The 25572-nt window shown below is 56.5% G+C and carries 19 protein-coding genes and 6 pseudogenes; 20 read left to right on the forward strand and 5 right to left on the reverse strand.

The window, feature by feature from the left end:
* The first annotated feature begins 28 nt into the window (after positions 1-28).
* The 18 genes and pseudogenes from KSS96_RS11085 to KSS96_RS11165 all read left to right on the forward strand — a co-directional run bounded on the left by KSS96_RS11085 (position 29) and on the right by KSS96_RS11165 (position 21434).
* Positions 29-2389 (forward strand): efflux RND transporter permease subunit, encoded by a 2361-nt coding sequence (locus tag KSS96_RS11085; protein WP_217856220.1) that lies wholly within the window; start codon positions 29-31, stop codon positions 2387-2389.
* 14 nt (positions 2390-2403) lie between these two features.
* On the forward strand, positions 2404-3333 hold the full coding sequence (locus KSS96_RS11090) for a WD40/YVTN/BNR-like repeat-containing protein (RefSeq protein ID WP_217856222.1): 930 nt from the start codon (positions 2404-2406) through the stop codon (positions 3331-3333).
* A gap of 459 nt (positions 3334-3792) precedes the next feature.
* Positions 3793-4800 (forward strand): annotated as a pseudogene (locus tag KSS96_RS28440) (PDC sensor domain-containing protein); the annotation flags it as partial.
* Positions 4801-5070: 270 nt separating this feature from the next.
* Positions 5071-5658, forward strand: a pseudogene (locus KSS96_RS28275) (methyl-accepting chemotaxis protein); the annotation flags it as partial.
* Positions 5659-5776: 118 nt separating this feature from the next.
* Positions 5777-7024 carry an amine dehydrogenase large subunit gene (locus KSS96_RS11100; RefSeq protein ID WP_217856226.1) on the forward strand — a complete coding sequence of 416 codons (1248 nt, stop codon included), beginning with the start codon at positions 5777-5779 and terminating at the stop codon, positions 7022-7024.
* On the forward strand, positions 7021-7578 hold the full coding sequence (locus tag KSS96_RS11105; RefSeq protein ID WP_217856228.1) for a MauE/DoxX family redox-associated membrane protein: 558 nt from the start codon (positions 7021-7023) through the stop codon (positions 7576-7578). The genes KSS96_RS11100 and KSS96_RS11105 overlap by 4 nt, the downstream gene beginning before the upstream one ends.
* An 8-nt stretch (positions 7579-7586) precedes the next feature.
* A complete protein-coding gene (gene mauD / locus KSS96_RS11110; protein ID WP_225913324.1) occupies positions 7587-8213 on the forward strand; it encodes a methylamine dehydrogenase accessory protein MauD in 627 nt (208 codons plus the stop codon).
* Between the two features lie 8 nt (positions 8214-8221).
* Complete coding sequence (locus tag KSS96_RS11115; RefSeq protein ID WP_439653354.1) at positions 8222-8740, forward strand: methylamine dehydrogenase light chain; 519 nt, start codon at positions 8222-8224, stop codon at positions 8738-8740.
* A gap of 4 nt (positions 8741-8744) precedes the next feature.
* Positions 8745-9194: a hypothetical protein gene (locus tag KSS96_RS11120; protein WP_225913325.1), complete on the forward strand. Its 450-nt coding sequence runs from the start codon at positions 8745-8747 to the stop codon at positions 9192-9194.
* A 4-nt stretch (positions 9195-9198) separates the two neighbouring features.
* Entirely contained in the window at positions 9199-9840 is a 642-nt protein-coding gene (locus KSS96_RS11125; protein ID WP_217856234.1) for a c-type cytochrome, read from the forward strand.
* A gap of 88 nt (positions 9841-9928) precedes the next feature.
* Positions 9929-11113 (forward strand): acetyl-CoA C-acyltransferase family protein, encoded by a 1185-nt coding sequence (locus KSS96_RS11130; RefSeq protein ID WP_217856236.1) that lies wholly within the window; start codon positions 9929-9931, stop codon positions 11111-11113.
* Positions 11114-11127: 14 nt separating this feature from the next.
* Positions 11128-11784: a TetR/AcrR family transcriptional regulator gene (locus tag KSS96_RS11135; protein WP_217856238.1), complete on the forward strand. Its 657-nt coding sequence runs from the start codon at positions 11128-11130 to the stop codon at positions 11782-11784.
* A 57-nt stretch (positions 11785-11841) separates the two neighbouring features.
* Complete coding sequence (locus KSS96_RS11140; RefSeq protein ID WP_217856240.1) at positions 11842-13620, forward strand: acyl-CoA dehydrogenase C-terminal domain-containing protein; 1779 nt, start codon at positions 11842-11844, stop codon at positions 13618-13620.
* Positions 13621-13716: 96 nt separating this feature from the next.
* The gene (locus tag KSS96_RS11145) at positions 13717-15369 is read left to right on the forward strand and encodes a fatty acid--CoA ligase (protein WP_217856242.1); all 1653 of its coding nucleotides are present in this window, start codon (positions 13717-13719) and stop codon (positions 15367-15369) included.
* 179 nt (positions 15370-15548) lie between these two features.
* Positions 15549-16880 (forward strand): spinster family MFS transporter, encoded by a 1332-nt coding sequence (locus KSS96_RS11150; RefSeq protein WP_217856244.1) that lies wholly within the window; start codon positions 15549-15551, stop codon positions 16878-16880.
* Positions 16881-17144: 264 nt separating this feature from the next.
* Positions 17145-18278: an AraC family transcriptional regulator gene (locus KSS96_RS11155; RefSeq protein ID WP_217856246.1), complete on the forward strand. Its 1134-nt coding sequence runs from the start codon at positions 17145-17147 to the stop codon at positions 18276-18278.
* 292 nt (positions 18279-18570) lie between these two features.
* Positions 18571-20001, forward strand: coding sequence for an APC family permease (locus tag KSS96_RS11160; RefSeq protein WP_217856248.1), 1431 nt, complete (start codon positions 18571-18573; stop codon positions 19999-20001).
* Between the two features lie 20 nt (positions 20002-20021).
* Entirely contained in the window at positions 20022-21434 is a 1413-nt protein-coding gene (locus KSS96_RS11165; RefSeq protein ID WP_217856250.1) for an aspartate aminotransferase family protein, read from the forward strand.
* A gap of 176 nt (positions 21435-21610) precedes the next feature.
* On the opposite strand, the pseudogene KSS96_RS11170 reads toward KSS96_RS11165, so the two are convergent.
* The 5 genes and pseudogenes from KSS96_RS11170 to KSS96_RS28280 form a co-directional block, all read right to left on the reverse strand.
* A pseudogene (locus KSS96_RS11170) lies at positions 21611-21700 on the reverse strand (2-oxo-hept-4-ene-1,7-dioate hydratase); the annotation flags it as partial.
* A gap of 12 nt (positions 21701-21712) precedes the next feature.
* The gene (locus KSS96_RS11175) at positions 21713-23017 is read right to left on the reverse strand and encodes an MFS transporter (RefSeq protein WP_217856252.1); all 1305 of its coding nucleotides are present in this window, start codon (positions 23015-23017) and stop codon (positions 21713-21715) included.
* Positions 23018-23069: 52 nt separating this feature from the next.
* On the reverse strand, positions 23070-23462 hold the full coding sequence (locus KSS96_RS11180) for a tautomerase family protein (protein ID WP_217856254.1): 393 nt from the start codon (positions 23460-23462) through the stop codon (positions 23070-23072).
* Between the two features lie 45 nt (positions 23463-23507).
* The gene (gene hpaD, locus KSS96_RS11185; protein WP_217856256.1) at positions 23508-24365 is read right to left on the reverse strand and encodes a 3,4-dihydroxyphenylacetate 2,3-dioxygenase; all 858 of its coding nucleotides are present in this window, start codon (positions 24363-24365) and stop codon (positions 23508-23510) included.
* 49 nt (positions 24366-24414) lie between these two features.
* Positions 24415-24501, reverse strand: a pseudogene (locus KSS96_RS28280) (hypothetical protein); the annotation flags it as partial.
* Positions 24502-24515: 14 nt separating this feature from the next.
* On the opposite strand from KSS96_RS28280, the pseudogene KSS96_RS11190 reads away from it, so the two are divergent.
* Together KSS96_RS11190 and KSS96_RS11195 are read left to right on the forward strand one after the other, a co-directional pair.
* Positions 24516-24966, forward strand: a pseudogene (locus KSS96_RS11190) (helix-turn-helix domain-containing protein); the annotation flags it as partial.
* Between the two features lie 239 nt (positions 24967-25205).
* Positions 25206-25457: pseudogene (locus KSS96_RS11195) on the forward strand (MarR family transcriptional regulator); the annotation flags it as partial.
* Between the last annotated feature and the right edge of the window lie 115 nt (positions 25458-25572).

Consider the following 25572-nt stretch of genomic DNA (forward strand, 5'->3'; position numbering starts at 1 on the left):
GGGCTACTAACTCCTTCAGGTACTCTCCATGTTGGCTTCTCTGGTGCTCGGACTCGAGCGTTTCTTCTTTCGCCATCGATTGGCGACCCTTGCCGTGTTGGCGGTGATTACGCTTGTCATGGGCCTGTTCGCGTCGCGTCTGGAAATGTCGGCGGGTTTCGACAAGCAACTTCCACAGCAGCATACGTTTATCAAGACGTTCAACCAGTACAGGGATGTGCTCTTCGGTGCCAACCGCATTATTGTGGTACTGCATGCCAAGCACGGCGACATCTGGAACAAGCAAGCGCTGACCCGATTGTATGACCTGACTCAGGCAGTGTTCTTCATGCCGGGTGTTGATCGCCGCAGTGTTACTTCGCTTTGGACACCCAACACGCGAGCTGTTCAGATTACCGAGGAGGGTATGAAAGCCGAAGACGTGGTGGGTGGTGACGTCACCGTCGGTACCCTCGACGACAAGGCCATTTCAGGTATTCGCGAACGAACGCTTATCGGCGGCTTTGTGGGTAGTCTGGTAGCGAACGATCATTCGGGTGCCATGATCGTCGCTGAACTTGCAGATCCAGACCCGCAGACAGGCAAGCGTTTGAACTACCTGGAGTTCAGTCAGCGTCTTGAGAACGATCTGCGCAGTAAATATGCCGACGCCGACTATGATGTGCAAATCATTGGTTTCGCCAAGCAAATGGGCGATATCGGGGCAGGCGCCAAGAGTGTCATAGGTTTCTTTGCACTGGCGTTCGTTCTCACCGCGCTCGCCGTTTATTGGTACACACGTTCGTGGGCACTGACGTTCTTACCGCTGTTTTGCTCTTTGGTTTCGGTAGTCTGGCAGTTTGGCACGATTACCTTACTTGGCTTCGGCCTTGATCCGCTTGCGATTCTGGTACCGTTCCTCGTGTTCGCTATTGGCGTATCTCACGGGGTGCAGCAGGTTAACTTTATCTCCAGGGAGGTTTGTGCCGGTGCTGATGGTATGACAGCCGCGCGCCGAAGTTTTGGGGGGCTTCTAATTCCCGGCACCTTGGCATTGATTACCGCCTTCGTTGGTTTTGCCACTCTGGTATTGGTGCCGATCCCAATGATCCGCGAGTTGGCGATTACCGCGTCGGTAGGCGTAGCCTATAAGATCATTACCAATCTGATCATGCTGCCAGTATTGGCTAGCTATTTCCGCTTCGACGCTGCCTACGTGGCCAGGGTGGAGCGCCTGCGCCAGCGGCGTGACAATGTGATGGTTGGGCTGGGTCGAATCGCTGAGCCACGTAATGCCGCAATTGGCGGCGTCATATGCCTTGCATTAATGGTGCTCGCGGTGTGGCAGAGTCACGGACGTCATGTGGGTCACGTTTTGCCTGGAGCACCCGAGCTCCATTCGGATTCGCGCTATAACCAGGATGTCGAGAGCGTAGTGCGTCACTTCTCACTGGGGCTGGACTTGTTCACCGTCGCAGTGGAAACACCCGAAGGTGGATGCTACCGACACGATGTGATGAGTTACGTGGATCGTTTGACCTGGCACTTGGGTAATGTGCAGGGGGTGCTTTCCGCCCAATCCTTGCCGGCGTTGACAAAGCTGTCAGCTTCTGGCGTGAACGAAGGCAATCCGAAGTGGGCGGCTCTGCCGGTGGACGAACTGTCTCTGGCTGAGGCGGTGCGCCAGGTGCCTGAATCTCTGCGACTGTATAACGCCGATTGTACCTTGTTGCCGATCAACCTTTACCTTGCCGATCACAAGGCCAGTACCTTGAAGCAGGTGGTGCAGGCTGTCGAACTCTACCGCCTGGAGCATACCCTCGAGGGCGTATCGGTTCGGTTGGCCAGTGGCAACGCCGGCGTGCAGGCAGCGACTAATGAGGTGGTGGAAACCTCTGAACTGCCAATGATGCTCTACGTCTATCTGACCATCTTGCTTCTGGTGTTGCTGGTCTATAGGGACTGGCGAGCGATGGTTGCCTGCTGCCTTCCGCTAACTCTCGCGACCTTCCTCGGCTATTGGTTCATGAAGGAACTGGATATCGGACTTACTGTCGCGACTTTACCGGTAATGGTACTTGCCGTGGGTATCGGTGTGGACTACGCGTTCTACATCTATAACCGCCTCCAGATGCATCTTGTCGAGGGCCTGAACATCGTTGAAGCCTTTCAACTTGCTCTGCGTGAGGTTGGAGTGGCCACTGTGTTTACTGCGATCACCTTATCCGTAGGTGTTGCCACGTGGTCGTTCTCTGCACTGAAATTTCAAGCCGACATGGGGCTACTGCTGACGTTTATGTTCATGATCAACATGATCATGGCCATTACCCTTTTGCCAGCAATCGCCGTAATGCTGGATGTCCTCATTCCTCGACGGGGTCCCGTTCGTGCTCCCCTGGTTGCACATTGATAGGAGTACATCTGATGTCCGTGATTCGTTCTCTGCGTCCGATGTTGTTGTCGCTAATTCTGCTGGGAGCCGCCGCTGAAGGCGGGGGTGTAGCCATGCCGCTGGCCCACGCACAAAACGCTCCGTTGCTCGCTGTAACTCAGGCCGGTCAGCGCATGATTGCGCTTGGCGATCACGGTGTGGTGATCCTGTCTGACGATGGTCACACCTGGCGTCAGGCCAAGAGCGTGCCGGTAGATGGACTGCTCACCGCTCTGAGCTTCGTGGATGCCCAGCAAGGCTGGGCAGTCGGCCACGGTGGCGTGCTGCTGAAGACCGATGATGGCGGCGAAACCTGGACCCTGCTGCAACGTATGGAGGGGCAGCCAGTGCTGCTTTCGGTCTGGTTCGAAAATACCCGTCACGGCATCGTTGTTGGCGCTTACGGTTATGCTGCCCAGACCGAGGACGGAGGCCAGAGCTGGACACGTCTGAGTGTCGGCGAAGAGGGGGACGACTATCATCTCAATCATATTTTCCCGGGGCCCGACAACAGCCTTTTCGTTGCTGCAGAGATGGGGAATGCCTACCGCTCTATGGATCGCGGCACTACATGGCAGAAGCTCGATACTGGAGTCAGGGGGTCGCTGTGGGGTGGTCTCGGTCTGAGATCCGGCAGATTGCTTCTTGTTGGAATGAGTGGCCGAGTGTTGGTCAGCGACAACCTGGGTGACAGCTGGCGCGAACTGAGCAGTGGCAGCCAGGAGGCAATCACGGCTGTCGCCCAGCGGTCTGATGGTCGCGTGACACTGGTGGGTAACGGTGGGCTGGTCGCCGAATCGGACGCCAACCTGGAGCGCTTTAACGCCTCGCGCAGGGAGGATCGTCTTAACCTGTCTGCGCTGGCACCCTTAGATGATGGGCGTCTGCTGCTGTTCGGTTCTGTAGGAGTGGTGCAGCAATAACCTGGAGAGAGGCGATTGTCGCATGCACCTTTATACATCTGGGCGTAGTGGCGAAAGTCGACTTCTATTTAATCCACGTTCCTGCGCAGATCCGAGTCACATCGACGCCGTGTTCGCTCTTGACGCATGCCTTTGATAACGAGATGCGCAGGACCCAGATGCATCACATCGGGTTTCATCACAAGGAGTGCCTGCATGCAGATATGGTTCGGTAAGTTGTCGTTGCGACTCAAGCTAATATTACTCAATGCTTTGTTGCTGTCCCTTATTACCATTGTTCTCGTGTCTTTTGGGATGCGCTCGGCGTTAAGGGGGCAGGATGAAGTAACCCAGCGCATCGAACCGTTCGTACTGGGGACCGTGCAAGGACGATTGAGCCAGGCGCTTGCTGTCGAGATCTCGTCCATCAGCAATGCCTTCCAGTCTTCAAAGGCTCAGGGAGAGTTGCTGGCTCGTCAGATGAGCAGTCATATCGAGAAGGCGCGCAGGGACGGGCGGGCTGCCGAAGCGCGAGTTGCACTTGATCGCGACGTGAAAAACGCGTTGCAGGCTAACCACTATAGCTATGCAGCGTATGCGGTGCTCGAACCGGACGTTTTCGATGGTAATGACAGCGCTTTTGCCGGGCGTACTGAAGATGGCGCCAATGACAGCGGCCGCGTTGCGACGTTCTGGTCGCGCAATGTTCATAGCGACGTTAGCCACGCGGTCATTGATGAGGCGCTGCTGGCAGACAAGCAAACCAATCATTGGTATCGATGTGCGATAGACAGTAACAAGCTTTGTGTACTGCAACCCTATAACTATGATTTTACGGAAGGGCCTGCGGTTGTAAGCACCATTGCTCTACCGGTGTCAGTCGATGGCATGACCAAAGGAATGGTGGGATTCGATCTGCGTCTCGACTTTGTTCAGGCGCTTCTAGCGCGAGTCAACTCCGAGCTTTTCGACGGTCAAGGTTCGCTTTATCTAGTCTCGCCGGGCGGAATCATTGCCGGGTACAGTGGAGCGCCGCAGCGTGTTGGGACTTCTTTAAACAGCACCGATTGGTTTGGGCTGGATAGGCTGCGCGAGTTGCCCGGCAACGGGCAGGCGAAGCTCGAGTCGCTGCCCGACGGTTACTTTCATCTAATACTGCCAATACCGCTGGTTGACGGGACGGCCCCCTGGATCGCCGTCTACCGTATTAAACAGGATGTTGCTAGTGCGGATGCAGAGGCGCTACGTGCCGATCTAGCCAGCAGTGCGCGGCGCACTGGTTTGCAGCAAACCGGCATCTCGATCCTGATGGCTTCGTTGGGGTTGCTACTTATGGCTTGGTTATGTGGTCACGCCCTTCGACCGTTAAAGCATATGCGTCATTTGATGGAGAGCCTGGCCAAGGGTAGTGGTGATTTAACGTTAAGTCTGCCAGTCAGGGGGGGGGATGAAGTTGGAGCGCTGGCGCTCAGCGTAAACGGCTTCTTGGCGGGCCTTCGTGGACTTCTGTCGGAGGTACGCAATTCTCAGGAGTTGGTGGAGGAGCGTACTCGCACCAGTTTCGAACTCGGGCGTGCCTCCACTTTGCAAATCGAGCGACAGCACAGCGAGATCGGCGAAGTGGTGACAGCTATCAATCAGATGGCCTCTTCGGTGGAACAGATCGCGTGTAACGCTGCAACTGCAGCGGTCGCGGCTCAGCGTTCGCACGGTGCAGCCCAAGAGAGCGGAGCAATTATGCGCCAAGGATCCAGCGAAGTTCGGCGGTTGCTGGAGGAAGTCGGAGTGGTGCAAGCAATCGTCAGCGAACTGGATGCGGACTCAGTTCGCATTGCCCTGATTATGCAGCTCATTCGTGGCGTGGCCGAGCAAACAAATCTTCTCGCTTTAAACGCTGCTATAGAGGCCGCTCGTGCCGGAGAACATGGGCGAGGTTTTGCCGTGGTAGCCGACGAGGTGCGGGCATTGGCAGCGCGCACTCAAAAATCGAGTGGCGAGATCGAAACCATCGTTAACGGTATCCGGGAGGGCACCCACCGCGCGGTGGTGGCAATCGAGCGTAGCTTGATGCATTTGCATGGCAGTGTCGCGCATGCCGATTCAGCGGAGGGTGCACTGCAAGGGATTATCGGCGCAGCGGGAGAGATTTCCGATCTGGCTTCCCAGATTGCTATTTCGGTTGAACAGCAGAGTGCCGTCACTGAGGAGGTGAGCCGCAACATTGCCGCCGTAGGTCAGATGGCTGAGGAGATCAATCAACTAGCTATTTCAGCAGAGCAGGAACAGGCCGAAGTGGCGAAACAGATGAAGGACCTTGGGCAGCATATTGGGCGTTTCAAGCTTTGATAATTGTTTGTGACACCTGCTGCCAAACGTTTTGTCATGTCGGGTCAAGCCGATCGACGTCAACGAACTTAAGCTGCAAGTACATGAATAATTACCGCAAGTCACTGGATCACACCCTATGCTCAATCGTTCACTCCGATATCTGATGTGCGGTCTGTCATTGATCAACGTGGCGTCGCCAGTAGTAGCGTCTCCGGCACCAATGACATCCGCGACGCAATTCGAGCCGGAGGAAGTTCGAGTCGAAGTACTTGGCGATCACCGTGACCAAAACTGGTTTTGGGCTTGGGGGAGTAATGCTCCAAGCATGGCAAGTGGTCGCGTCTTGCTGTTTGATGACAGTGGTCGCAATCTCGGGCAGCTGAGCACCGGGATGTGGTTCAACAGCCTGGTGCCCTCGCGAAAGCGCGACGAACTCTACGCTGTGGAAACCTACTTCAGTCGAGGTGTTCGCGGTGAGCGCACAGATGTGGTCACCGTCTACGACTCCAAGACGTTGAGCCCCAAACGCGAGATCGCTATTCCAGCCAAGCGCATGACCGCCCTGATTTCCACGGGGCTGAGTGCACTGTCGGACGATGATCGTTTCCTCTTGGTGTTCAACTTCACTCCGGCGCAATCGGTCAGCATCGTTGACCTCGAAAACAATCGGTTTGTGAAAGAGGTCGCCACGCCTGGCTGCGCTGCTATGTATTCTGCCGGCCCACGGGATTTTTACTCCATCTGCGGCAACGGTGCCTTCTTGCACCTCAAGCTTGACGATCAAGGTGAGGTGATCAAGCAAGAGCGCAGTGCTCCACTCTTCGATCCACTGCAGGATCTTTTGCTGACCACCGGTACTCGCAAGGGCAATACCTGGTACTTCGTGTCTCAGAAAAACTTTGCCTATGGGCTCCAGATGAGCGCCAGTGGCATAGCTCAGTCGCAGCGGTGGTCATTAGTCAGCGACCAGGAGCGGGCGGACGGGTGGGGAGTGGCTGGTAATCACGGTACTGCGCTGCACGAAAAGAGCGGTCGCCTGTACGTTCTGATGCATCAAGACAAGCCGGAAAACTACCAGAAGCCCGGTACCGAAGTTTGGGTCTATGACACTAAAACCCAGCAACGAGTGTCTCGCATAAAGCTTAACGAATTAAGCGTTGCCATTGCCGTCAGTAAGGGCGAACAACCACGCCTCTACAGTCTGGACTGGATGGTACCCATGCCTGCGGAGTTCATAACCGCAATCTATACGTCCAAAGGCGAGGCTGGGCTCATGCCGCTCATGCGCCAGAGTATCAATTTGTATGATGCCGACAGTGGAAAGCACTTGCGTAGTATCGATGAGATACCGGTAGGGGCTATGAACGAGGTGATGTCGTGGTGACTGCAACTTATCTCCAGGATCCAGTTGTACATCTCTCCAGCGCGCTCGGCCTCGGTTTGTTACTGGGGGCGGCAGCACTGCACAAGTTGCAGGATGGGCAAAGTTTTGCTCGGGTGTTGGACGACTACCGCACTGCGTTGGGATTGGTGCTGCCTCGTTGGTTGCGTTCGGTACTGGCGCGTCTGCTCCCTTGGCTGGAAATGATAGCCGCCACTGGACTCCTGGTGAGCTTATGGATGCCTTGGGCTGCGCTGGGTGCGGCGATCCTCATTGGGCTCTATGCCGTGGTGCTGGCAATAAGTGTCGCGCGTGGGGCGGTCATTGAAGACTGTGGCTGCAATTTTGGCGGCAATCATCAAGCGCTGAGTGGGGCGCTGGTATGGCGCAATGTGTTGTTGCTTTTGCCAGTGTTGAACCTGATGGCGCCGATGCAGGATCGACCACTGGTGTGGTTCGACGCCGTCACGCTGGGCTTCCTGCTGCCAAGCGTTGCAGCCCTTTACATCCTGACGAATCTGCTGATCTCCAACCGTGTTTCCCTGCGAGCGCTGTGAACATCATGATGAATGCACTGATTATCTCGAGTATTTTTTCCTGGCTCATGACATTGGGGCTGGCCCTGGCCGTATGGGCTCTGGCGCGCCAGATCGGCCTTCTTCACGAGCGAATCAAGCCCGTGGGCGCGTTATCACTTGGCAAGACCATCAAGGCCGGTGAAATCGCGCCGAGCTTTACGTTGCCCAGCTTGAACGGTGGCTCGGTCAGCATCGGCGGGGGCAATGCCCAGGGACAATTGACCCTGCTGTTTTTCCTGTCCGATACATGCCCGGTGTGCAAGACCTTGTTGCCCGTGATCAAGTCGATTATCGAGCACGAACGTGGACGTCTTCGAGTCGTTCTCGCCAGTGACGGTGACATCGCCTCTCACCAGACATTTATTCAGGCGCAACGTTTGGAGGGTTTCCCTTATCTGCTTTCTCGGGAGGTGGGTTTGGCCTACCAAATCAGCAAGTTGCCCTACGGCGTGCTGATCGATGCTACGGGCACCGTGGCCACTCACGGGCTGATCAACACCCGCGAGCATCTTGAAAGCCTCTTCGAAGCTCAGGCGCTGGGCTTTGCATCGATGCAGGCATTTCAAGCTGCCCAGACTGGGACTGAACACTCCCTTTACAAGCAGGTGCATTGAGAATGGCGATCAAATGGTTTGACGAGGCCACCGAAATTTTTGCCCGCACCACGGCTCGCAGTACTTCGCGGCGCGGCTTTCTGGGTGGGTTGGGCACAGTACTGATCGGCGCGGGAGCGGCGACGCTCCTGCCGGTCTACCGCGGTAGTGCTTTTGCTCAGTCGGCTTCCACCTTGGTAGAGGAGGGCGACCCTAACAGTTGTGAATACTGGCGATATTGCGCGATCGATGGATTTCTTTGCGGTTGCTGCGGTGGGTCGGCGACCAGTTGCCCGCCAGGCACCGTACGTTCGGATATTACGTGGATCGGTACATGCCATAACCCGGCCGATGGGAAGGACTATGTGATTTCCTATAACGATTGCTGTGGTAAGGAAAACTGTGGCCGTTGCATATGCCAGCGCGACCAGGGCGATTCACCCATGTACCGTCCGCAGAGCTCCAATGACATCAACTGGTGCGCCGGCAGTCATGCAGATATGCCTTATCACTGCTCGCTGTCCGTGGTAATCGGCGTGAAGGGGTAAGTTGATGTCGGCTCGCACTCTTCCCGCCGCCGCTTTTGCCTGTCTCATGATGATCGGTTCTTCTTCGCTGTTGGCCACGGAACAGCGTCAGTTCGATTACATGCTCAATTGCCAGGGTTGTCATTTGCCGGATGGCAGCGGCAACCCACAGCGGCAGGTGCCGGCATTTCCCGGCCAGTTGGGTAAATTCCTCAGCGTGCCGGGCGGCCGCGCCTTTTTGGTCCAGGTGCCTGGCTCGGCCCTCTCGGGGCTTTCGGATGACGCGCTGGCAGGTGTCCTTAACTGGATGCTGGAGACCTTTAGTGCCGCCGAACTGCCTTCCGGGTTTAAACCCTACACCGGCGCGGAGTTGCACGAATGGCGTCAGGTTGCTGTACCTGACATTGAGGGGGTTCGTAACGAGTTGCTTCAGCGTATCGCCCACCAAGAAGAACAACAACGCAAGGGAACCTGAACCCATGAAAGCAAACATCAGTTTCGGCCTGCTCCTGCTTGTCGCGACGTTGAAAGTCTGGGCTGCCGAGGCGCCCAACGCGACGACGCTCGGGACCTGTGTCGCATGTCATGGTGCGCAGGGGCAGGGCAATGCCGCGCTAGGTGTGCCGAACCTGGCGGGTCAGCATCCCGTTTACCTGGCACAGCAGATGCGCGGTTTCAAAACCGGTTCGCGCGGCTACGACCCCAAGGACACCTACGGCGCACAGATGCGCGCCATAGTGGCCAATATCGACGAGGCTGAAATCGAACGCCTGGCGACTCATTACGCGAGTCTGGAGCCGCCGCGGTCGCAGGTCGTAGTTGGCGAGCAGGCAGCACGGGGCCGGAATATTTACCAGGGTACTTGCGCCAGCTGCCATGGGCCAGAAGGCGAGGGCTTTGCCTACCTTAAGGCACCCAACCTGCGCATTCTCGACGCCAGCTATCTCGATCGTCAGCTCGTTAACTACGTGCAGGGGGTGCGCGGCAGTGGCGGTCACGCCGATCAGCTTGGGCTCTGGATGCGCGGTATTTCTTTGCAGATCAGTGGAGATGCTGATCGCAAGGCGATCATCGATTACATCGTAAGTCTGTCTGCGAACGGCAGCGCCAGCAAAAACTGAGTGAGAGAGTAACTAACTCGACGAGACTTGATTTTCAAGCTGGCCGAAGAGCATGTGCAACTTAATAAAAAAACTGAGTGGGGTTTCCATGTCTACACCTGAAGTGTTTATCGTCAGCGCCACACGAACTGCAATTGGCACCTTCGGTGGCACGCTAAAGGATATACCGCCATCGCAATTGGCGACGACGGCCGTGCAGGCTGCCCTGCAACGCAGCGGTTGCGCACCGGACCGTGTCGGCAATGTTGTGATGGGCACTGTAATCCCAACCGATACGCGTGACGCCTATCTTTCTCGGGTTGCCGCCATCCAGGCTGGCATACCTAAGGAGACTCCAGCGTTCAACGTCAACCGCCTGTGCGGGTCCGGCCTGCAGGCGATTATTTCAGCGGCACAGGGCCTGTTGTTGGGGGAAAACGAGGTTGCAATTGCCGGCGGTGCCGAGAGTATGAGCCGTGGGCCGTACATGCTTCCTGGCGCACGATGGGGTGGGCGTCTGGGCGACATGCAGGCGATTGACTACATGCTGGGTATTTTGCATGACCCCTTTCACCGCATTCACATGGGCATTACCGCCGAGAACATCGCCGAGCGTTATGGTGTCAGCCGCGCCGATCAGGATGCGCTCGCGCTGGAAAGCCAGAAACGCGCGGCTCGCGCCATCTCTGAGGGTCGCTTTGTCGGGCAAATCGTACCGGTTGAAGTGAAAACGCGTAAAGGCATGCAACTGTTCGAGGTTGATGAGCACGTGCGCGGTGATGTCACGCTGGAACAGTTGGCAGCTATGAAAGCGGCGTTCAAACCGGACGGAACAGTTACCGCCGGCAACGCTTCGGGCTTGAACGACGGCGCCGCAGCGCTGCTGTTGGCAACTGATGCGGCGGTCAGGAGCGATAACTTGCGTCCGCTGGCGCGTCTGGTCAGCTACGCGTGTTCCGGCGTTGAGCCGGAGCTGATGGGGCTGGGACCAATTCCTGCTACTCGTCTTGCTCTGAAACGCGCCGGCTTGACGGTCGCAGACCTTGACGTGATCGAGTCCAACGAAGCCTTCGCTTCCCAGGCCTTTGTTGTGGCACGCGAGCTTGAATTTGATCCTGCCAGAGTCAACCCGAATGGGTCAGGCATTTCCATCGGCCATCCAGTGGGTGCTACCGGAGCGATGATCGTGACCAAAGCTGTCCACGAACTCCATCGCATCCAGGGACGCTATGCATTGGCGACCATGTGTATCGGTGGTGGTCAGGGCATCGCAGCGATCTTTGAGCGAGTCTAGAGGTACGTCGGTGAATGAATCAATTGGGTGATAAAGGCACTGAGGAGTCTATCTCTTCGCGATTGGAACCACTGCGCAAAACCGCCTTGCAGCTTTTCGCCCAGCGAGGTTTTGCTCGGGTGAGCTTGCGTGAACTGGCGCAGCAACTGGGGATGGGCCCCGGCTCCTTCTACTGCCATTTTGAGAGCAAAGAACAGCTGCTGTTCGAGTTGATCGAGGAGCTCTTCACCGACTTGATTGCGTTAGCGCGATGCCGCGATAAGGATTGCTCTCTTGCGTGCTTGAAGGCGTTCGTGCATGCGCATATTGGCTTGCACGAGCGACGCGCCATGCACTTTCTAATCGCTGAGCGTGAGTTCCACTGCCTTTCGCTGGAGCATCAGCAACACATTTGCAAGATGCGACAAGAGTACGAACATCGTTTTCTGGTGCTGTTGCGCGAGGCTGGGGCGAACGCACCCTCGCCGGTGCTTGCGGCGACCGTGCACGCGGTAATGGCCTGGTTGAACAACCTGCCAAGCTGGCTTGAACAGTCTGAACTGACAGCGTCGCAGAGGCCCGCAGTATTGAGTGCAATTGTGCTTGGATCGCTTTCCAGCGTTCTGCCGTTGCCGGTGCACTCCGTTCTTTGGAATGTTCCCGCGACCCGCAAGCGTATAGCTCGCAAGTGAAGCTGGCCCTACATCAACCACTACATACCCATGCAAACAATATTAAGAGACTCTGTTATGGCTGATTACAAAGCTCCGTTGCGCGATATGCGCTTTGTCCTCAATGAAGTGCTCGAAGTCTCTAAATTGTGGGCTCAAATGCCTGCCTTGGCCGAGGTGGCAGATGAAGAGACCGCTATGGCCATCTTGGAGGAGGCCGGCAAAATTACTGGTGAAGTGATCGCTCCGCTCAATCGAAGCGGCGACGAAGAGGGATGCTCATGGCGCGACGGCGCGGTGAAGACTCCTGAAGGTTTCCCCCAGGCCTACCGAACCTATGCAGAAGGTGGCTGGGTGGGTGTCGGCGGTGCGCCGGAATTTGGCGGGATGGGCATGCCTAAATTGATCGGCGCCCATGTCGAAGAAATGGTCAACTCGGCAAACATGTCGTTTGCCCTATACCCGATGTTAACTGCCGGGGCCTGCCTGTCGATTTTGAACCACGCCAGTGAAGAGCTTAAGAGCCAATACCTGCCCAATATGTACGAGGGCCGGTGGACTGGATCAATGTGCCTGACTGAACCGCATGCGGGTACCGATCTTGGGATTATCCGTACCAAGGCCGAACCGCAGGCCGATGGCAGCTACACGGTCACCGGCACCAAAATATTCATTACCGGTGGCGAGCAGGACCTGACCGAAAACATCATACATCTGGTACTGGCCAAGCTTCCGGACGCCCCTGCTGGCCCCAAAGGTATTTCGCTTTTTATCGTGCCTAAGTTCCTGGTCAACGCCGATGGCTCGTTGGGTGAACGCAATGCAGCCCACTGCGGTTCGATCGAACACAAGATGGGCATCAAGGGCGCGGCCACTTGTGTAATGAACTTCGACGGCGCCACCGGCTGGATTGTCGATGCACCAAACAAGGGACTGGCGGCGATGTTCACCATGATGAACTACGAGCGCCTGGGCGTCGGTATTCAAGGTCTTGCGTTAGGCGAGCGGTCATACCAGAACGCGGTCGAATACGCCCGGGACCGTATCCAGAGTCGCGCACCGACGGGACCCCAAGCCAAAGACAAGGTTGCTGATCCGATCATCGTGCACCCGGACGTTCGCCGAATGTTGCTGACGATGAAAGCTCTGAACGAAGGGGGGCGTGCTTTCTACAGCTACGTGGCGATGCAACTGGACACTGCCAAGTACAGCGAAGATGCCACCACGCGAGAGCGTGCCGAAGAAATGGTGGCCTTGTTGACCCCCGTCGCAAAGGCGTTCCTCACTGATATGGGGTTAGAGACCACGGTGCATGGCCAACAGATCTTTGGTGGTCATGGTTTCATTCGCGAGTGGGGCCAGGAGCAGTTGATTCGGGACTGCCGTATCACCCAGATATACGAAGGTACCAATGGCATCCAGGCGCTCGACTTGATGGGACGCAAGGTGGTCGGCTGCGGTGGTAGTTACTACAAACATTTCAGTAACGAAGTGAAGGATTTCATCAGCGCTGCCGATGCGAGACTGAGCGAATTCACCGTACCGTTGCAAGCCGCCATCGACATCCTTGATGCGCTCACCGCCTGGGTCATCGTGCAGGCCAGGGCTAATCCAAATGAGATCGGCGCCGCCTCGGTGGAGTACCTCCAGGTATTCGGTTACACCGCATACGCCTACATGTGGGCGCTGATGGCGCGCGCAGCTTTGGACAAGCAGGAACAAGAAGATTTTTATGTGAGCAAACTCGGCACTGCGCGCTTCTACTTCGCTCGTCTATTACCACGCATTCAATCATTGAGCGCGGCAGTAAAGGCCGGCAGTGAGTCGCTTTACGAACTCGACGCCGCGCAGTTCTGACCCCTCGGAGCGCTGGCCCACATCAGTTCAAGCGATGGTGCCAGCGCCAACAAGACCTTATTGAAATTCGATGAAATCCCTCTGGGAGATGTCCTCATGGTTAAAACAAAAATAATTTTCCCTTCGCCAGGCGCGTACGAATACCCATTGCTGATCAAGAGTCTGCTGCTTTCAGGGCAGCGCTATGAAACAGAACAGGAGATTGTCTACGCTGACAAGCTGCGTTACAGCTACCGCACGCTCAATGAGCGTATCCGGCAACTGGCCAACGTGCTGACCGCTGCAGGCGTCAAGGCTGGGGACACCGTGGCGATGCTGGATTGGGACAGTCATCGCTATCTGGAGTGCTTTTTCGCGGTGCCGATGATCGGCGCCGTGCTGCATACGGTAAATATTCGCCTGTCTGCCGAGCAGGTGCTTTATACGATGAACCATGCGCAGGATGATTTAGTCCTTGCCCATGATGATTTTCTGCCGCTGCTGGAACAAATTCATGGCGGACTGACAACTGTCAAAGGTTACATCCAACTGAGCGACGAGACGGCCAAGGCAACGACTTTGCCCGTAGTGGGCGAGTACGAGCAGTTGCTGTCGCAATCCCCTGCGACTTATGACTTCCCCGATTTTGACGAGAACTCGGTTGCCACCGTGTTCTACACAACAGGCACGACCGGTAACCCGAAGGGGGTGTTCTTCAGCCATCGTCAGCTGGTGCTGCACACCCTGTCCATGGTGGGCACTTTTAGTGCCTATCAAGGGTTGCCGCTGCTTCGCTCTGACGATGTCTATATGCCAATCACCCCAATGTTCCATGTACACGCCTGGGGAGTGCCCTATGTGGCGACGTTGATGGGGGTGAAACAGGTTTATCCGGGACGCTACGAACCCAATACGCTGGTTCGCCTCTACAGGCAAGAGAAGGTTACGTTCAGCCACTGCGTGCCAACCATACTGCAGATGATTATGGGGTGCCCTGAGGCAGCCGGGACGGACTTCAGTCGCTGGAAAATGCTCTTGGGCGGGAGTGCCCTGGCACTTGGCACCGCAAGTCAGGCAGCAGCGACTGGCATGCAGGTGTTCAGCGGTTACGGTATGTCCGAAACCTGCCCGGTTCTATGTGCAACTTATCTGCGCGCTTCTGAGCTTGAACAGTCAATGGAGGAGCAGCTACCGCTCAGGATCAAAACCGGAGTACCAGCTGCGATGGTCGACCTGAAGATCGTCGACGCCTGTGGCAAGGACGTTTTGCACGACGGGGAGTCGATGGGGGAGGTGGTGGTACGTGCGCCCTGGTTGACCCAGGGCTACCTGCATGACCCGGAAAAAGGTGCCGAACTCTGGGATGGAGGCTGGCTGCACACCGGCGATATAGGTTCTATCAATGCGCGCGGTGTATTGGAAATCAAGGACCGTATCAAAGATGTCATCAAGACTGGCGGCGAGTGGATCAGCTCTTTGGAATTGGAGAGTCTGATCAGTAAGCATCCTGCCGTCATGTCCGTTGCGGTGGTGGGTATTCCTGATCTTCAGTGGGGCGAACGGCCAATGGCGATGGTTGTATGCACACCATCATTGCAGATTAATCAGGCGAATCTGGAAGATTACCTGATGCAGTTCGTCGACAATGGCAGCATTAATAAGTGGGCCATCCCTAAAAAATTTCTGTTTGTCGATGATATCCCCAAGACAAGCGTTGGCAAAGTTGACAAGAAATTAATACGAAAGACCGAGCTCGCGGCGCGAGGATAATTATTTTGCTTTCAGGAGTTTGAGATCGTTGGTGAGTGATCATCCAGCTTGCATCTGGTCGAGAGCCGCTTACACGAACGTACGTGGTGTACGGAAACAAGTAGTCATCACGACCAGATCAAGCAGGCAAGAAAACTCTGCCTTGCGGTTTGTCAGCTAATGTTTTCAAGGAAGTTGCCATGCCCAATAACAATAATATTTATCCCTCCAAAGCCCGTGCCTGGGGTACGGTCACCATATTGATGATGGCCTACGTGTTGTCATTTGTTGACCGGCAAATCCTCAATCTGCTGGTGGGCCCAATACGTCGCGACCTGATGATCAGCGACACCCAGATGAGTCTGTTGATGGGACTGTCGTTTGCGCTTTTCTACACTGTATGCGGCATTCCTCTCGGGCGCCTGGCCGACACCAGGAGCAGGCGCGGCTTGATCGCCTTTGGCATATTGTTCTGGAGCGCGGCCACCGCAGCCTGTGGTTTGGCCAGGCTTTACTGGCAATTCCTGATCTGCCGGATCGGCGTCGGCGTCGGCGAGGCAGCCTTATCACCCGCGGCCTATTCACTGATAGCGGACAGCTTTCCCGCCGAGCGCCGTGCTACGGCAATCAGTGTTTATTCGATGGGGGTATACCTCGGCTCGGGTTTTGCGTTTCTGTTTGGTGGTTTGGTCATCAAGCTGGTCTCTGCCCAAGGTGATGTACTGCTGCCTGTGCTCGGTGAAGTGCGTCCGTGGCAGCTGATTTTTCTCGCCCTTGGCGCCGCGGGGGTACTTTTCAACCTGCTTCTGTTAGCGATCAGGGAGCCTGCAAGACACGGCGCCGGGGCCGGTATCGCAGTGCCGTTATTGGAGGTCGGCCGGTATCTGCGTGCCAACAAACGGACCGTGCTTTGCCATAATTTCGGCTTTGCCGGCTTGGCCTTCGCCGGTTACGGCAGTGCAGCCTGGGTTCCGACATTCTTCATTCGCACCTATGGCTGGGACGCCGGTCAGGTCGGGATCGTATACGGCGGTATAATGGCAATATTTGGTTGCTTGGGAGTCGTATTCGGCGGGAGGCTCGCCGACTGGATTGCGAGGCGGGGCAGCAGCGACGCCAATATGCGTGTGGGTCTATATGCTGCCTTGGGTGCTTTACCTTTTGTACTGGCCTTTCCTGTGATGGAGAGCGCGCAATGGGCGGCGATTCTGGTCGCGCCCGCCGTGTTCTTTCTGAGCATGCCGTTTGGTGTGGCGCCGGCAGCCATTCAGGAGATCATGCCCAACTCGATGCGCGGCCAGGCATCGGCGATTTACCTGTTTGTGATAACGCTGATCGGCTTGGGCATTGGGCCAACGGCGGTAGCGGTAATGACCGACTACGTCTTTGGCGATGATATGTCACTTCGCTACTCACTGATGATTGTTACCAGCATCGCGGTGTTGTTCTCAGTTCTGTTGCTGAGCTTGAGTCTGAAACCCTATCGCGACAGCGTGGTGCACCTGCAACAGTGGGCGATCAGGGCGACCTGAACATCCATTGCAGCGTAAACGAGACAATGTGCTCCATTGGTGCGGAGAACTATTGCAGATCCGCGGTGATTTGAGACGGTGCACCTTTTGGTGCATCTGCCCCTCACGTTTACTGGCGGGGCTTTGGTGCATAAGTTCAGTGCATGGCGCAGAAGTTGCTTTATTCGTTCACTTCGCTTACCGATTCCGGTTTGCGGTACGGGCAATTGGCAAGCTTGCTACCGATTTGGCCAAAAAAATTGGCAATTCGCTTGTGGGGCACATATGCATCATTTACGAGTACCCAGCGCTTCCCCTGTTATAAGCTTCAAGGGACAGTGTGTCGTCGCTCAACATGCGCTGTTCGATCAGGCGAACGAAACGCGTATGTTTCTTCGGTCCGTACATCCTGGTCAGATACCCGTAACGGCACACGCCATAGCGTTGGTCGTCGATTTCGCCCGGCAACGTGGCCTCAGCGTAGATGCCGTTCTGCGCGACTGCCATTTACAGGCGGATCGCTTGCATTCGCCCTCCACCAGCCTGACCCGAGAGCAAGAGCTGAAAGTGTTCGAGAATCTTCTGATGCTCAGCGGCGATGCGACGGTAGGGCTTGAGATTGGAAGGCGTCTACACGTGTCCTGCTTCGGCCTGCCTGGCTATACGATGTTGGTCAGCGCAACGGTCAAGGATGCCATCCAGTGCTTGAGCAACTTCCCGTTGCTGATGGGCCTGTACTTTAACGTCACCATGCGAGAGGAGGGTGACTGGACAGCGATCGTTGTTGATGATTACTTCTACGCAAAACAGCTCGAACCCATGTGCACAGACATGATGCTCGCCGCGATCATGGCGATAATCGCGGACCTCGCCGGGTGTCCGATACAACCGCTCGACGTTACCCTTCAACACACTCGCCCTTCGTATCATGCCTACTGCACTGATCTGTTTGGTTGCGAAGTCCGTTACGGGGCGGCCGAGAATGCGATTTATTTCCCCACTGTTCTGTTGAATCAGCCTGCTGCGTTGGCCAATGCCGTCAGCGGCGAGGCACTCTATCTGCAATGCCTCGACATGGAACGCGATGGTGCGGCTAAGGTCACCAGTGACCTTATCTCGCAGATTCGCGGTTTGCTCAATCGGGACCTGAATGAATTCAGCTCATTGGGGCGCGTGGCGGAGCATTTTTTCCTTACGGAACGGACGCTGCGGCGTCGTCTGAAGTCGATCGACATTTCCTTCCAGCAATTGCTCGACGAGGCACGTCAGAAGCGGGCTGAGGAATTGCTGCTGGAGGGAGTAAAAATTGCAGTAATTGCGGAATTCCTCGGCTATAGCGACATCGCCAGTTTTCGTCATGCCTTTCGCCGATGGACCGGATTTTCCCCCAGCGAGTATCGCCACCAGACCATTGGCTGATCACGTTCGCGCCGAAATCACCTCCCTTTCCCGGTCGCTACTTACCTATCGAATGGCGACTTCCAAGTGAGCTTTGTTGCTTGCCTGCGTTGTCCTGCCCGCATCGTTCATTAGCAATCAGAGTGCTTGCCGGCGCATTTCGCAAGCCATACCTGTTGTCCGATTTTATCCCCTGTTTTGTCCTTTTCGGCTCTGACTTAGCGAACGCGGTCGCCCAGAGAATAAGCGTGCAAATGGCGACCCTAGAAGCCGCCCGTTCGTTGGATGTCAACCACGTACAGGACTAAAACGCATGAATCAAATAGCCGCAGAGGGCACAGCGCTCCCCAGCTCGCGTACATCCAGTTCCAATACCACGCCGCCGAGACGCATGGCGCGTGTTCTTGGCTTGCCTTCACTGGTTCTGTTTGGTCTGGCCTATATGGTGCCGCTGACCGTCTTCACCACTTACGGGCTCGTCACCCAGACTACGGGTGGGCATCTGCCCGCCGCATACGTTGTTACCCTGATAACCATGGTGTTTACCGCATACAGTTATGGACGGATGGCCGCCTCATTGCCATATGCCGGCTCGGCCTATGCCTATGCCAGTTCAGCATTCGGTGGAAAAGTCGGCTTCATGGTCGGTTGGGCATTGTTGCTCGATTACCTTTTCGTCCCAATGATTTGCTACCTAGTCATCGGTATTTACATGGCCCAGTACTTCCCTGACGTGCCGATGTGGATGTGGATCTGTGGCAGCATCTTTGCCGCATTGGTGCTGAACGTTCTAGGTATCAAAGTCTTGGCCAAGGTTAACTTCGCTCTGATTGGTGTCCAGTTCCTGTTCATTGTTGTATTCATTGCAGTCTCGGTCGTCTCACTATCCAGCTCCCCTCCAGTTTCTTTCTCTGCACCTTTTTATAGCCCTGATATGAACTATCAAGGTTTACTGAGCGGTGCCGCCACGTTGTGCCTGTCCTTTTTGGGCTTTGACGCGGTTTCGACGCTGTCTGAAGAAACCCGCAACCCAACGCGCAACCTGCCGCGCGCCATCATGTTGTGCACTTTGTTCAGCGGCTTTCTGTTCATCACCGTTGCCTATGTCAGCCACTTGGCGTTTCCGGATTGGCGTACATTTGAAAATGTCGACTCGGCAAGTTTTCAAGTGATACAGCACGTAGGCGGACAACTGCTGTCCGCGTTTTTCACGGCTATTTATGTCGCTGGGAGTTTCGCCTGCGCGATCACTTCACAAGCCAGCGTCGCGCGCATTCTCTTTGCCATGGGCCGTAATGGCGTACTGCCCAAGCGTATCTTCGGCCTGACCAGTAAGCGTTTTGGTACCCCTATTTCAACCACTGTACTAGTGAGCCTGTTGTCTCTGATCGCACTGGTCATCAGTCTTGACCTGGCCTCGACAATGATCAGCTTTGGCGCGTTGACTGCGTTCTCTTTCGTCAATCTTGCCGTCATCAAGCACTTCCTCTGGGACAAAGGACTGCGAGGGCCCCAGGCCTCTGTGCGATACGGCGTGGTTCCGTTGGTCGGCCTGTTCCTGACGCTATGGCTTTGGACCAACCTTTCGCACGCCACTTTCGAGGTGGGCATGGTCTGGCTTGGAGGGGGGCTGCTTTACCTGTTCTGTTTGACCAAAGGCTTTCGTAAGCCGACGCCGCAATTGCACCAGCACGATGATGAAAACACCATCAATGACGACACCCTTACCGGGGCGGTTAATTAATCTGCGTAGAGATTTTTACCATGACGATCCTTGAAAATGTGACTGCTCCTTCCAGCAAAAGTGAGGAGCTTCAGGCCTTGGCGAAGAAGCATTTGCTTATGCACTTCACTCACGCCGCCTATTACGACAGTACCCCACTTACAATCATGAGTCGTGGCGAAGGGTGCTGGGTGTGGGATGAGTCCGGCAATCGCTATCTCGACGGTTTGGCCGGTCTGTACTGCGTGAATATTGGCTACAGCCACGGCGCAGAAATTGGTGAAGCGGTAAAACGTCAAATGAGTCAACTGCCTTACTTCACCAACTGGGGTTTTGCGCACGAGCCGTCCATTCGCCTGGCAGCGAAATTGGCCTCACTGGCACCGCCGAAGATGAACCGTGTTTTTTTCACATCAAGCGGCTCAGAGTCCAACGAGTCTGCTATGAAGGTGATTCGGCAGTATCATCTGGCGCGGGGTGACCATGCCAAAACCAAATTTATTGCTCGGCGAGTGTCCTACCACGGCACCAGTTATGGAGCGCTTTCACTCAACGGCATGACCAACATCCGAAACATCTTCGAGCCTTTGCTACCGGGTGTCCGACATGTTTCTAATACCAAGCGCTACAAGCGTCCGGAAGGGGAAAGCGAAGCGCAGTTTACGGCGTTTCTGCTCGATGAAATCGAATCCCTGATAATTCAGGAAGGGCCTGATACCGTTGCGGGGATTTTCATTGAGCCCCTGCAGAATGCTGGCGGTAGTCTGACACCGCCCGCCGGTTATGCTGAGGGTTTACGCGCGCTGTGCGACAAGTACGCCGTGCTCATGGTCGCGGATGAGGTGATCTGCGGCTTTGGCCGCCTTGGTGAGTGGTTCGGCTCGAAACGCTACGGAATCAAGCCGGACATCATCACGTTCGCTAAAGGTATCGCCTCGGGCTATTTTCCCTTGGGGGGAATGATCACTAGCGATGCTGTTATGGACCCCATTCTCAACGGTCCGCACCAGATGTTTCTGCATGGCCTGACGTATGGCGGTCATCCGGCTGCATGCGCTGCTGCACTTGCAAATATCGAAATCATGGAGCGCGAGGACGTACTCGGAAATGTACGGCGCAATCAGGACTACTTCCGTGCCAAGCTCGAAGGACTCAAGGTACATTCTATTGTGGGGGACGTGCGCGGCGATGGTTATCACTACTCACTCGAGCTGGTCACCGATAAGGCCAGCCGCAGTTGGACATCCGCTGTGCCTTCCCAGGAGTTTGTCAGCACTCGCCTCGGGCCTGCCTTGTTCAAGTCCGGGTTGCTGTGTCGCGCCGCTGTTGATCATGAGGGTACCCCGCTTATCCAGGTGTCCCCACCTTTGATCCTTTCGCGCGAAGAAATAGATTGGTTGGTCGCGCAACTGGATACCGTGCTAGGCAAACAGATCGACATCGGTTTCGATTGAAACCCGTTGCAGTGCAGCCCTGCCTTAATTGGTAACCTTCTTCGGTATTGCTCGATCGTGCGCCTGGCCAATACACCTTTCTGACCACAATACCAAAGGTGATGGTGTCCATTTTCAGGTGGACACCATCGCCTTTGGCGCCGGGGTCAGGAAGGTGTGTTGGCCGGACGCATACGGTCCAGAGAAAACTGACGCACCTTCTCGCCTGAACGCTCTGCGCGGTCGAGGCGTGCGGCGGCTTGCTGTATAAGCTGTTGATCGAGTATGACAAGGGTCTCTTAGTGAGGGTTGACGATGGCTGCCTGGGTGCGCAGCACCAGCAGGCCTCCGAGTGCAATGAGCAGCGCCAGGACGTAGAGGGCCACGCTGGCGCTGTGGGTAGTGTCGCGCATCCAGCCGATCAGGTAGGGCGCGAAGAACGAAGCAATGCTGCCGAAGGAGCTGATCAAGGCAATGCCGGCAGCTTGGGTGTGGTTGGACAGGAACGCCGGCGGCAGTTGCCAGAACATCGGCAGCGCCGCGCTGGCGCCCATGCCGGCGATGATCAGGCCGCCCAGCACCAGGGTTGGATTGGCAGGGGCGAGCCCGGCAATGGCAATGCCGCCCGCCGACATCAGCAACGGCACGCACAGGTGCCAGCGGCGTTCACGATGCCGATCGGACGAGCGCCCGCAGCCGATCATGAAAAAGCACCCGGCCAGGTACGGCACTGCACTGAGCAGACCGACCTTGCCGTCGCTGCCGACCCCGGCGCCGTGGATCAGCGTCGGCATCCAGAATGCCAGGGTGTTGACCGCCAGCATCACCGCGAAATACACCGCCACCAGCAACCACACCTGGCGGTTGTGCAGAATTGCGGAAAACGAGGTGATGGATTTTCGCTGTTCTTCGCTGTGCAGTTGCTCTCGCAGGTGTTGTTTTTGCGCAGGTGTCAGCCAGGTGACGCTCTCGAAATTGTCCGGCAGGCATTTGAGCACCACCAGCCCGAGCAGAATCACCGGCGCGCCCTCAATCACGAACATCCACTGCCAGCCGCGCAGGCCGCCCAGGTCATGAAAATGCTCAAGGATGCCGCCCGAGAGCGGCCCGCCGATCACCCCGGCCATTGGCACCGCTATCGCAAACAAGGCAGTGATTTGTGCGCGCCGACCGGCCGGGTACCAGCGGTTCAGGAACACTAGGATGCCCGGAAAGAAACCCGCCTCGGCGACCCCGAGCAAAAAGCGCAGCACATAGAAGCCCGTCGCGCTTTCGACCAGGAACATGCAGGTCGACAGTGCGCCCCACACCACCATCAGCGTGGCGATCCATCGCCGTGGGCCGACGCGGTCCAGGGCCATGTTGCTTGGCACGCCGAACAGCGCGTAGGCGATGAAGAACAGGCCGGCGCCGAACCCGTAGACGGTGTCGCTGAAGTTGAGGTCGGCGCTCATCTGCATCTTGGCGAAGCCGATGTTGATGCGGTCGAGGTGGGCGAACAGGTAGCAGATCAGCAACAGCGGCATCAGCCGCCAGGTGATGGTGCTGTGGGTGCGGTCGCGGGCGACGGTTGCAAGGGTGTCGGCGGTATTGGCTGTGCTCATGGTTTTATACTTTTTGTCTGAGAGGCCGATGGGACGAACGGGCTGGGGCGGGTTAACTCACCTGTGCCTTGAGGAAGGCGTGCACATTGTTCTGCTTGAAATTGAGCTGCTCGCGCAATTCGGCCATTTCAAACGATAAGGCCAGCAGGCGTTGGGCTTGCAGCTCGGCGAAGTGCGCGATGATCACGTCGAAGAGTTTTTCGGCGACGGCCTGCCGTGTCGCCAGGTCGCGGCCATGGCTGACCTTGAGGGTCATGTGCACGAAGGCGTAGTCGTGCCTGCCGTCGGCCATGCGCCAGGTGTCCAGGCGCACGCCGCGGCTGCGGATGCCGCCCTGCGGGAATACGCCGCTGTCGCCCAGGGTGGCGTGGACTGTTTCGAACAGGCCGGGCAGGTCCGCCTGCTGTTCGATGTTGTCGGTGTACTCAGCGATGAAGTGGGGCATGGTGGGCTCCTTCAGGTCGCGCGGGGATGCCGGGCGGCCATGCGGTCAAACAGGGAAAATGGCGTTGATCTGCCCGGTGCCCGAGCTGCCGAAGGGTTCGGTGATGATCTCGGCGGGCTGGGTGTAATCCGGCCCTCCGAGCAACCCCAAAAGCATGGCGGTGTCGTGCATCTTGCCTTCGCCAAAGCAGTGCTCGGCGTAGTCGGGGAGCATGGCGCAGAATTCTTTCCAGCGGCCCTGGCGCCACAGTTCCACCACATGCAGGTCGACCTGTTTGTCGAACTCGCGCGTCCAGCTGTGGATATTGGCTTCGGCATTGCGGTCGTCCGAGAAGCGGTGCGACAGCGACCCCGAGGCCAGCACCACGACTTTGCGGTCGCTCTTTTCGATGGCGCGGCGTACGGCGGCGCCGAAGGTGAAGCTGTCTTGCAGGCGATGCCAGGCGCACCAGGCGGCAATCGACACCACGTTGAGTGTTTGATCCTCCGGTACGCCCATGTGCATGTAGCGCATCGGCACCAGGGTGCCGTATTCCAGCTCCAGGCTCGGAATGTTGTGGGCCAGAGTGCGCACGTCGGCGGCGTTGGCCTCAAGCGCGATCAGCTCGCCCAGTTCCGGGCAGCCGGGGTACTCGTACTCCATGTTCTTGATGAAGTGCGGCAGCTCGTTGCTGGTGTAGATGCCTTTGAAGTGGTCGCCGCTGTTGACGTGGTAGGCGCTGTTGACCAGCCAATGCACGTCGAACACCACGGCGGTGTCGGCGCCCAGTTCACGGGCACGCCGGCCGATTTCCTTGTGGCCGGCAATCGCTGCCTCGCGGCAGCCATGGTGTTTGCCGGGCAGCTCCGACAAATACATCGAGGGGACGTGGCAGATTTTCGCGGCCAGGACGACTTCGCCCATGATGATTCTCCTGAAATTGTTGTTGTCTTAGGGGATTCCGGTGTTGCTCAACCCCCCAGCGTGGAATGTGATGACTGCCCATCGAGATGCACACGTTTTTGATCTAGGCGAACACCTCGAAGCTGTACTGGCTGCCTCCATGACTGGTGTCGGAACCTTGATTATCTGTTCGAGGAGTTGAGCGCAGAGATGGTGAGTTATCGTCCCGGGCGTAGCGCGGCGCTGGATAGTTTGACGCGACTGACCATGGTGAGCTTGTTGTGCCTGTTTTCCAACTCGTTGGAAGCAAGGCCGGCTTTTCCACCGGTTCAATTAATCGATTGAAGCTCATTCCCTGCAACATTGACCCTTTTCGCGTTACGCTGACGGTATCGGGGTGGCGGAAGCATGGTTCAATGACGTGTGTCGGAGTATCGCCGACCTGCCGCCCAAACGGTCTATGATGGAACGTCTGATGCAGGAAGCTAAACGTCTGCTGCTGTTCACAGGCAGTTCCGTCAATGAAATCTGCTATCAGCTTGGGTTCGAGGATCCGGCTTACTTCTGTCGGTTCTTCCAGCGCTACGCGCAGATCATTCCGAGGGAGTATCACCAGCGGTAGCCGGGGTTGCGTTGAGCAGAGCATAGGTGAATTGGCTGTTGTCTTATTAATTTTGTGCTGATGATCATGGCCGCCGATTGGGTACGTAAAAATGGCTTTTACGGTGAATTAATTGCACTTTTCAGAGTGCTTTGGCAGGAATGCATTGATCTTGACCGAGGGAGGGATGGGCAAGCGGGGCGTTGGGCCGGTAGGCTGGCGACACTAAGCTGCCGAATCGCCTATTCCAGTATTTCTATATGGCTCCCCCTAGACTTCCCCTGATGCTGGCGTTATTGCAAGCCCGCGAAGCCGCAATGGCATTTTTTCGACCGGCACTTAACAAGCACAATCAGACGGAACAGCAATGGCGGATCATTCGGATATTGCGTCAGCAGGGGAAGCCTGAGAGCCATCAGCTTGCTCACCATGCTTGCATTCTCGTGCCAAGCATGACCGGGGTTCTCAGTCGGCTGGAGCGCGATGGCCTCGTGCGTCGCCAGAAATCCAGTCATGGTGTGCATTGCAGCCGCAAATCATTGTGCTGTTTCTGCGCAAGCCTTTGCGAAAAACTAACCGAGTTTAAGTTGACGCGCGCGGTTAGTGACGGGCTGAATCAGTGCTTTC

Origin of the sequence: Pseudomonas asgharzadehiana, from assembly GCF_019139815.1 — a bacterium.
GTDB lineage: Bacteria > Pseudomonadota > Gammaproteobacteria > Pseudomonadales > Pseudomonadaceae > Aquipseudomonas > Aquipseudomonas asgharzadehiana.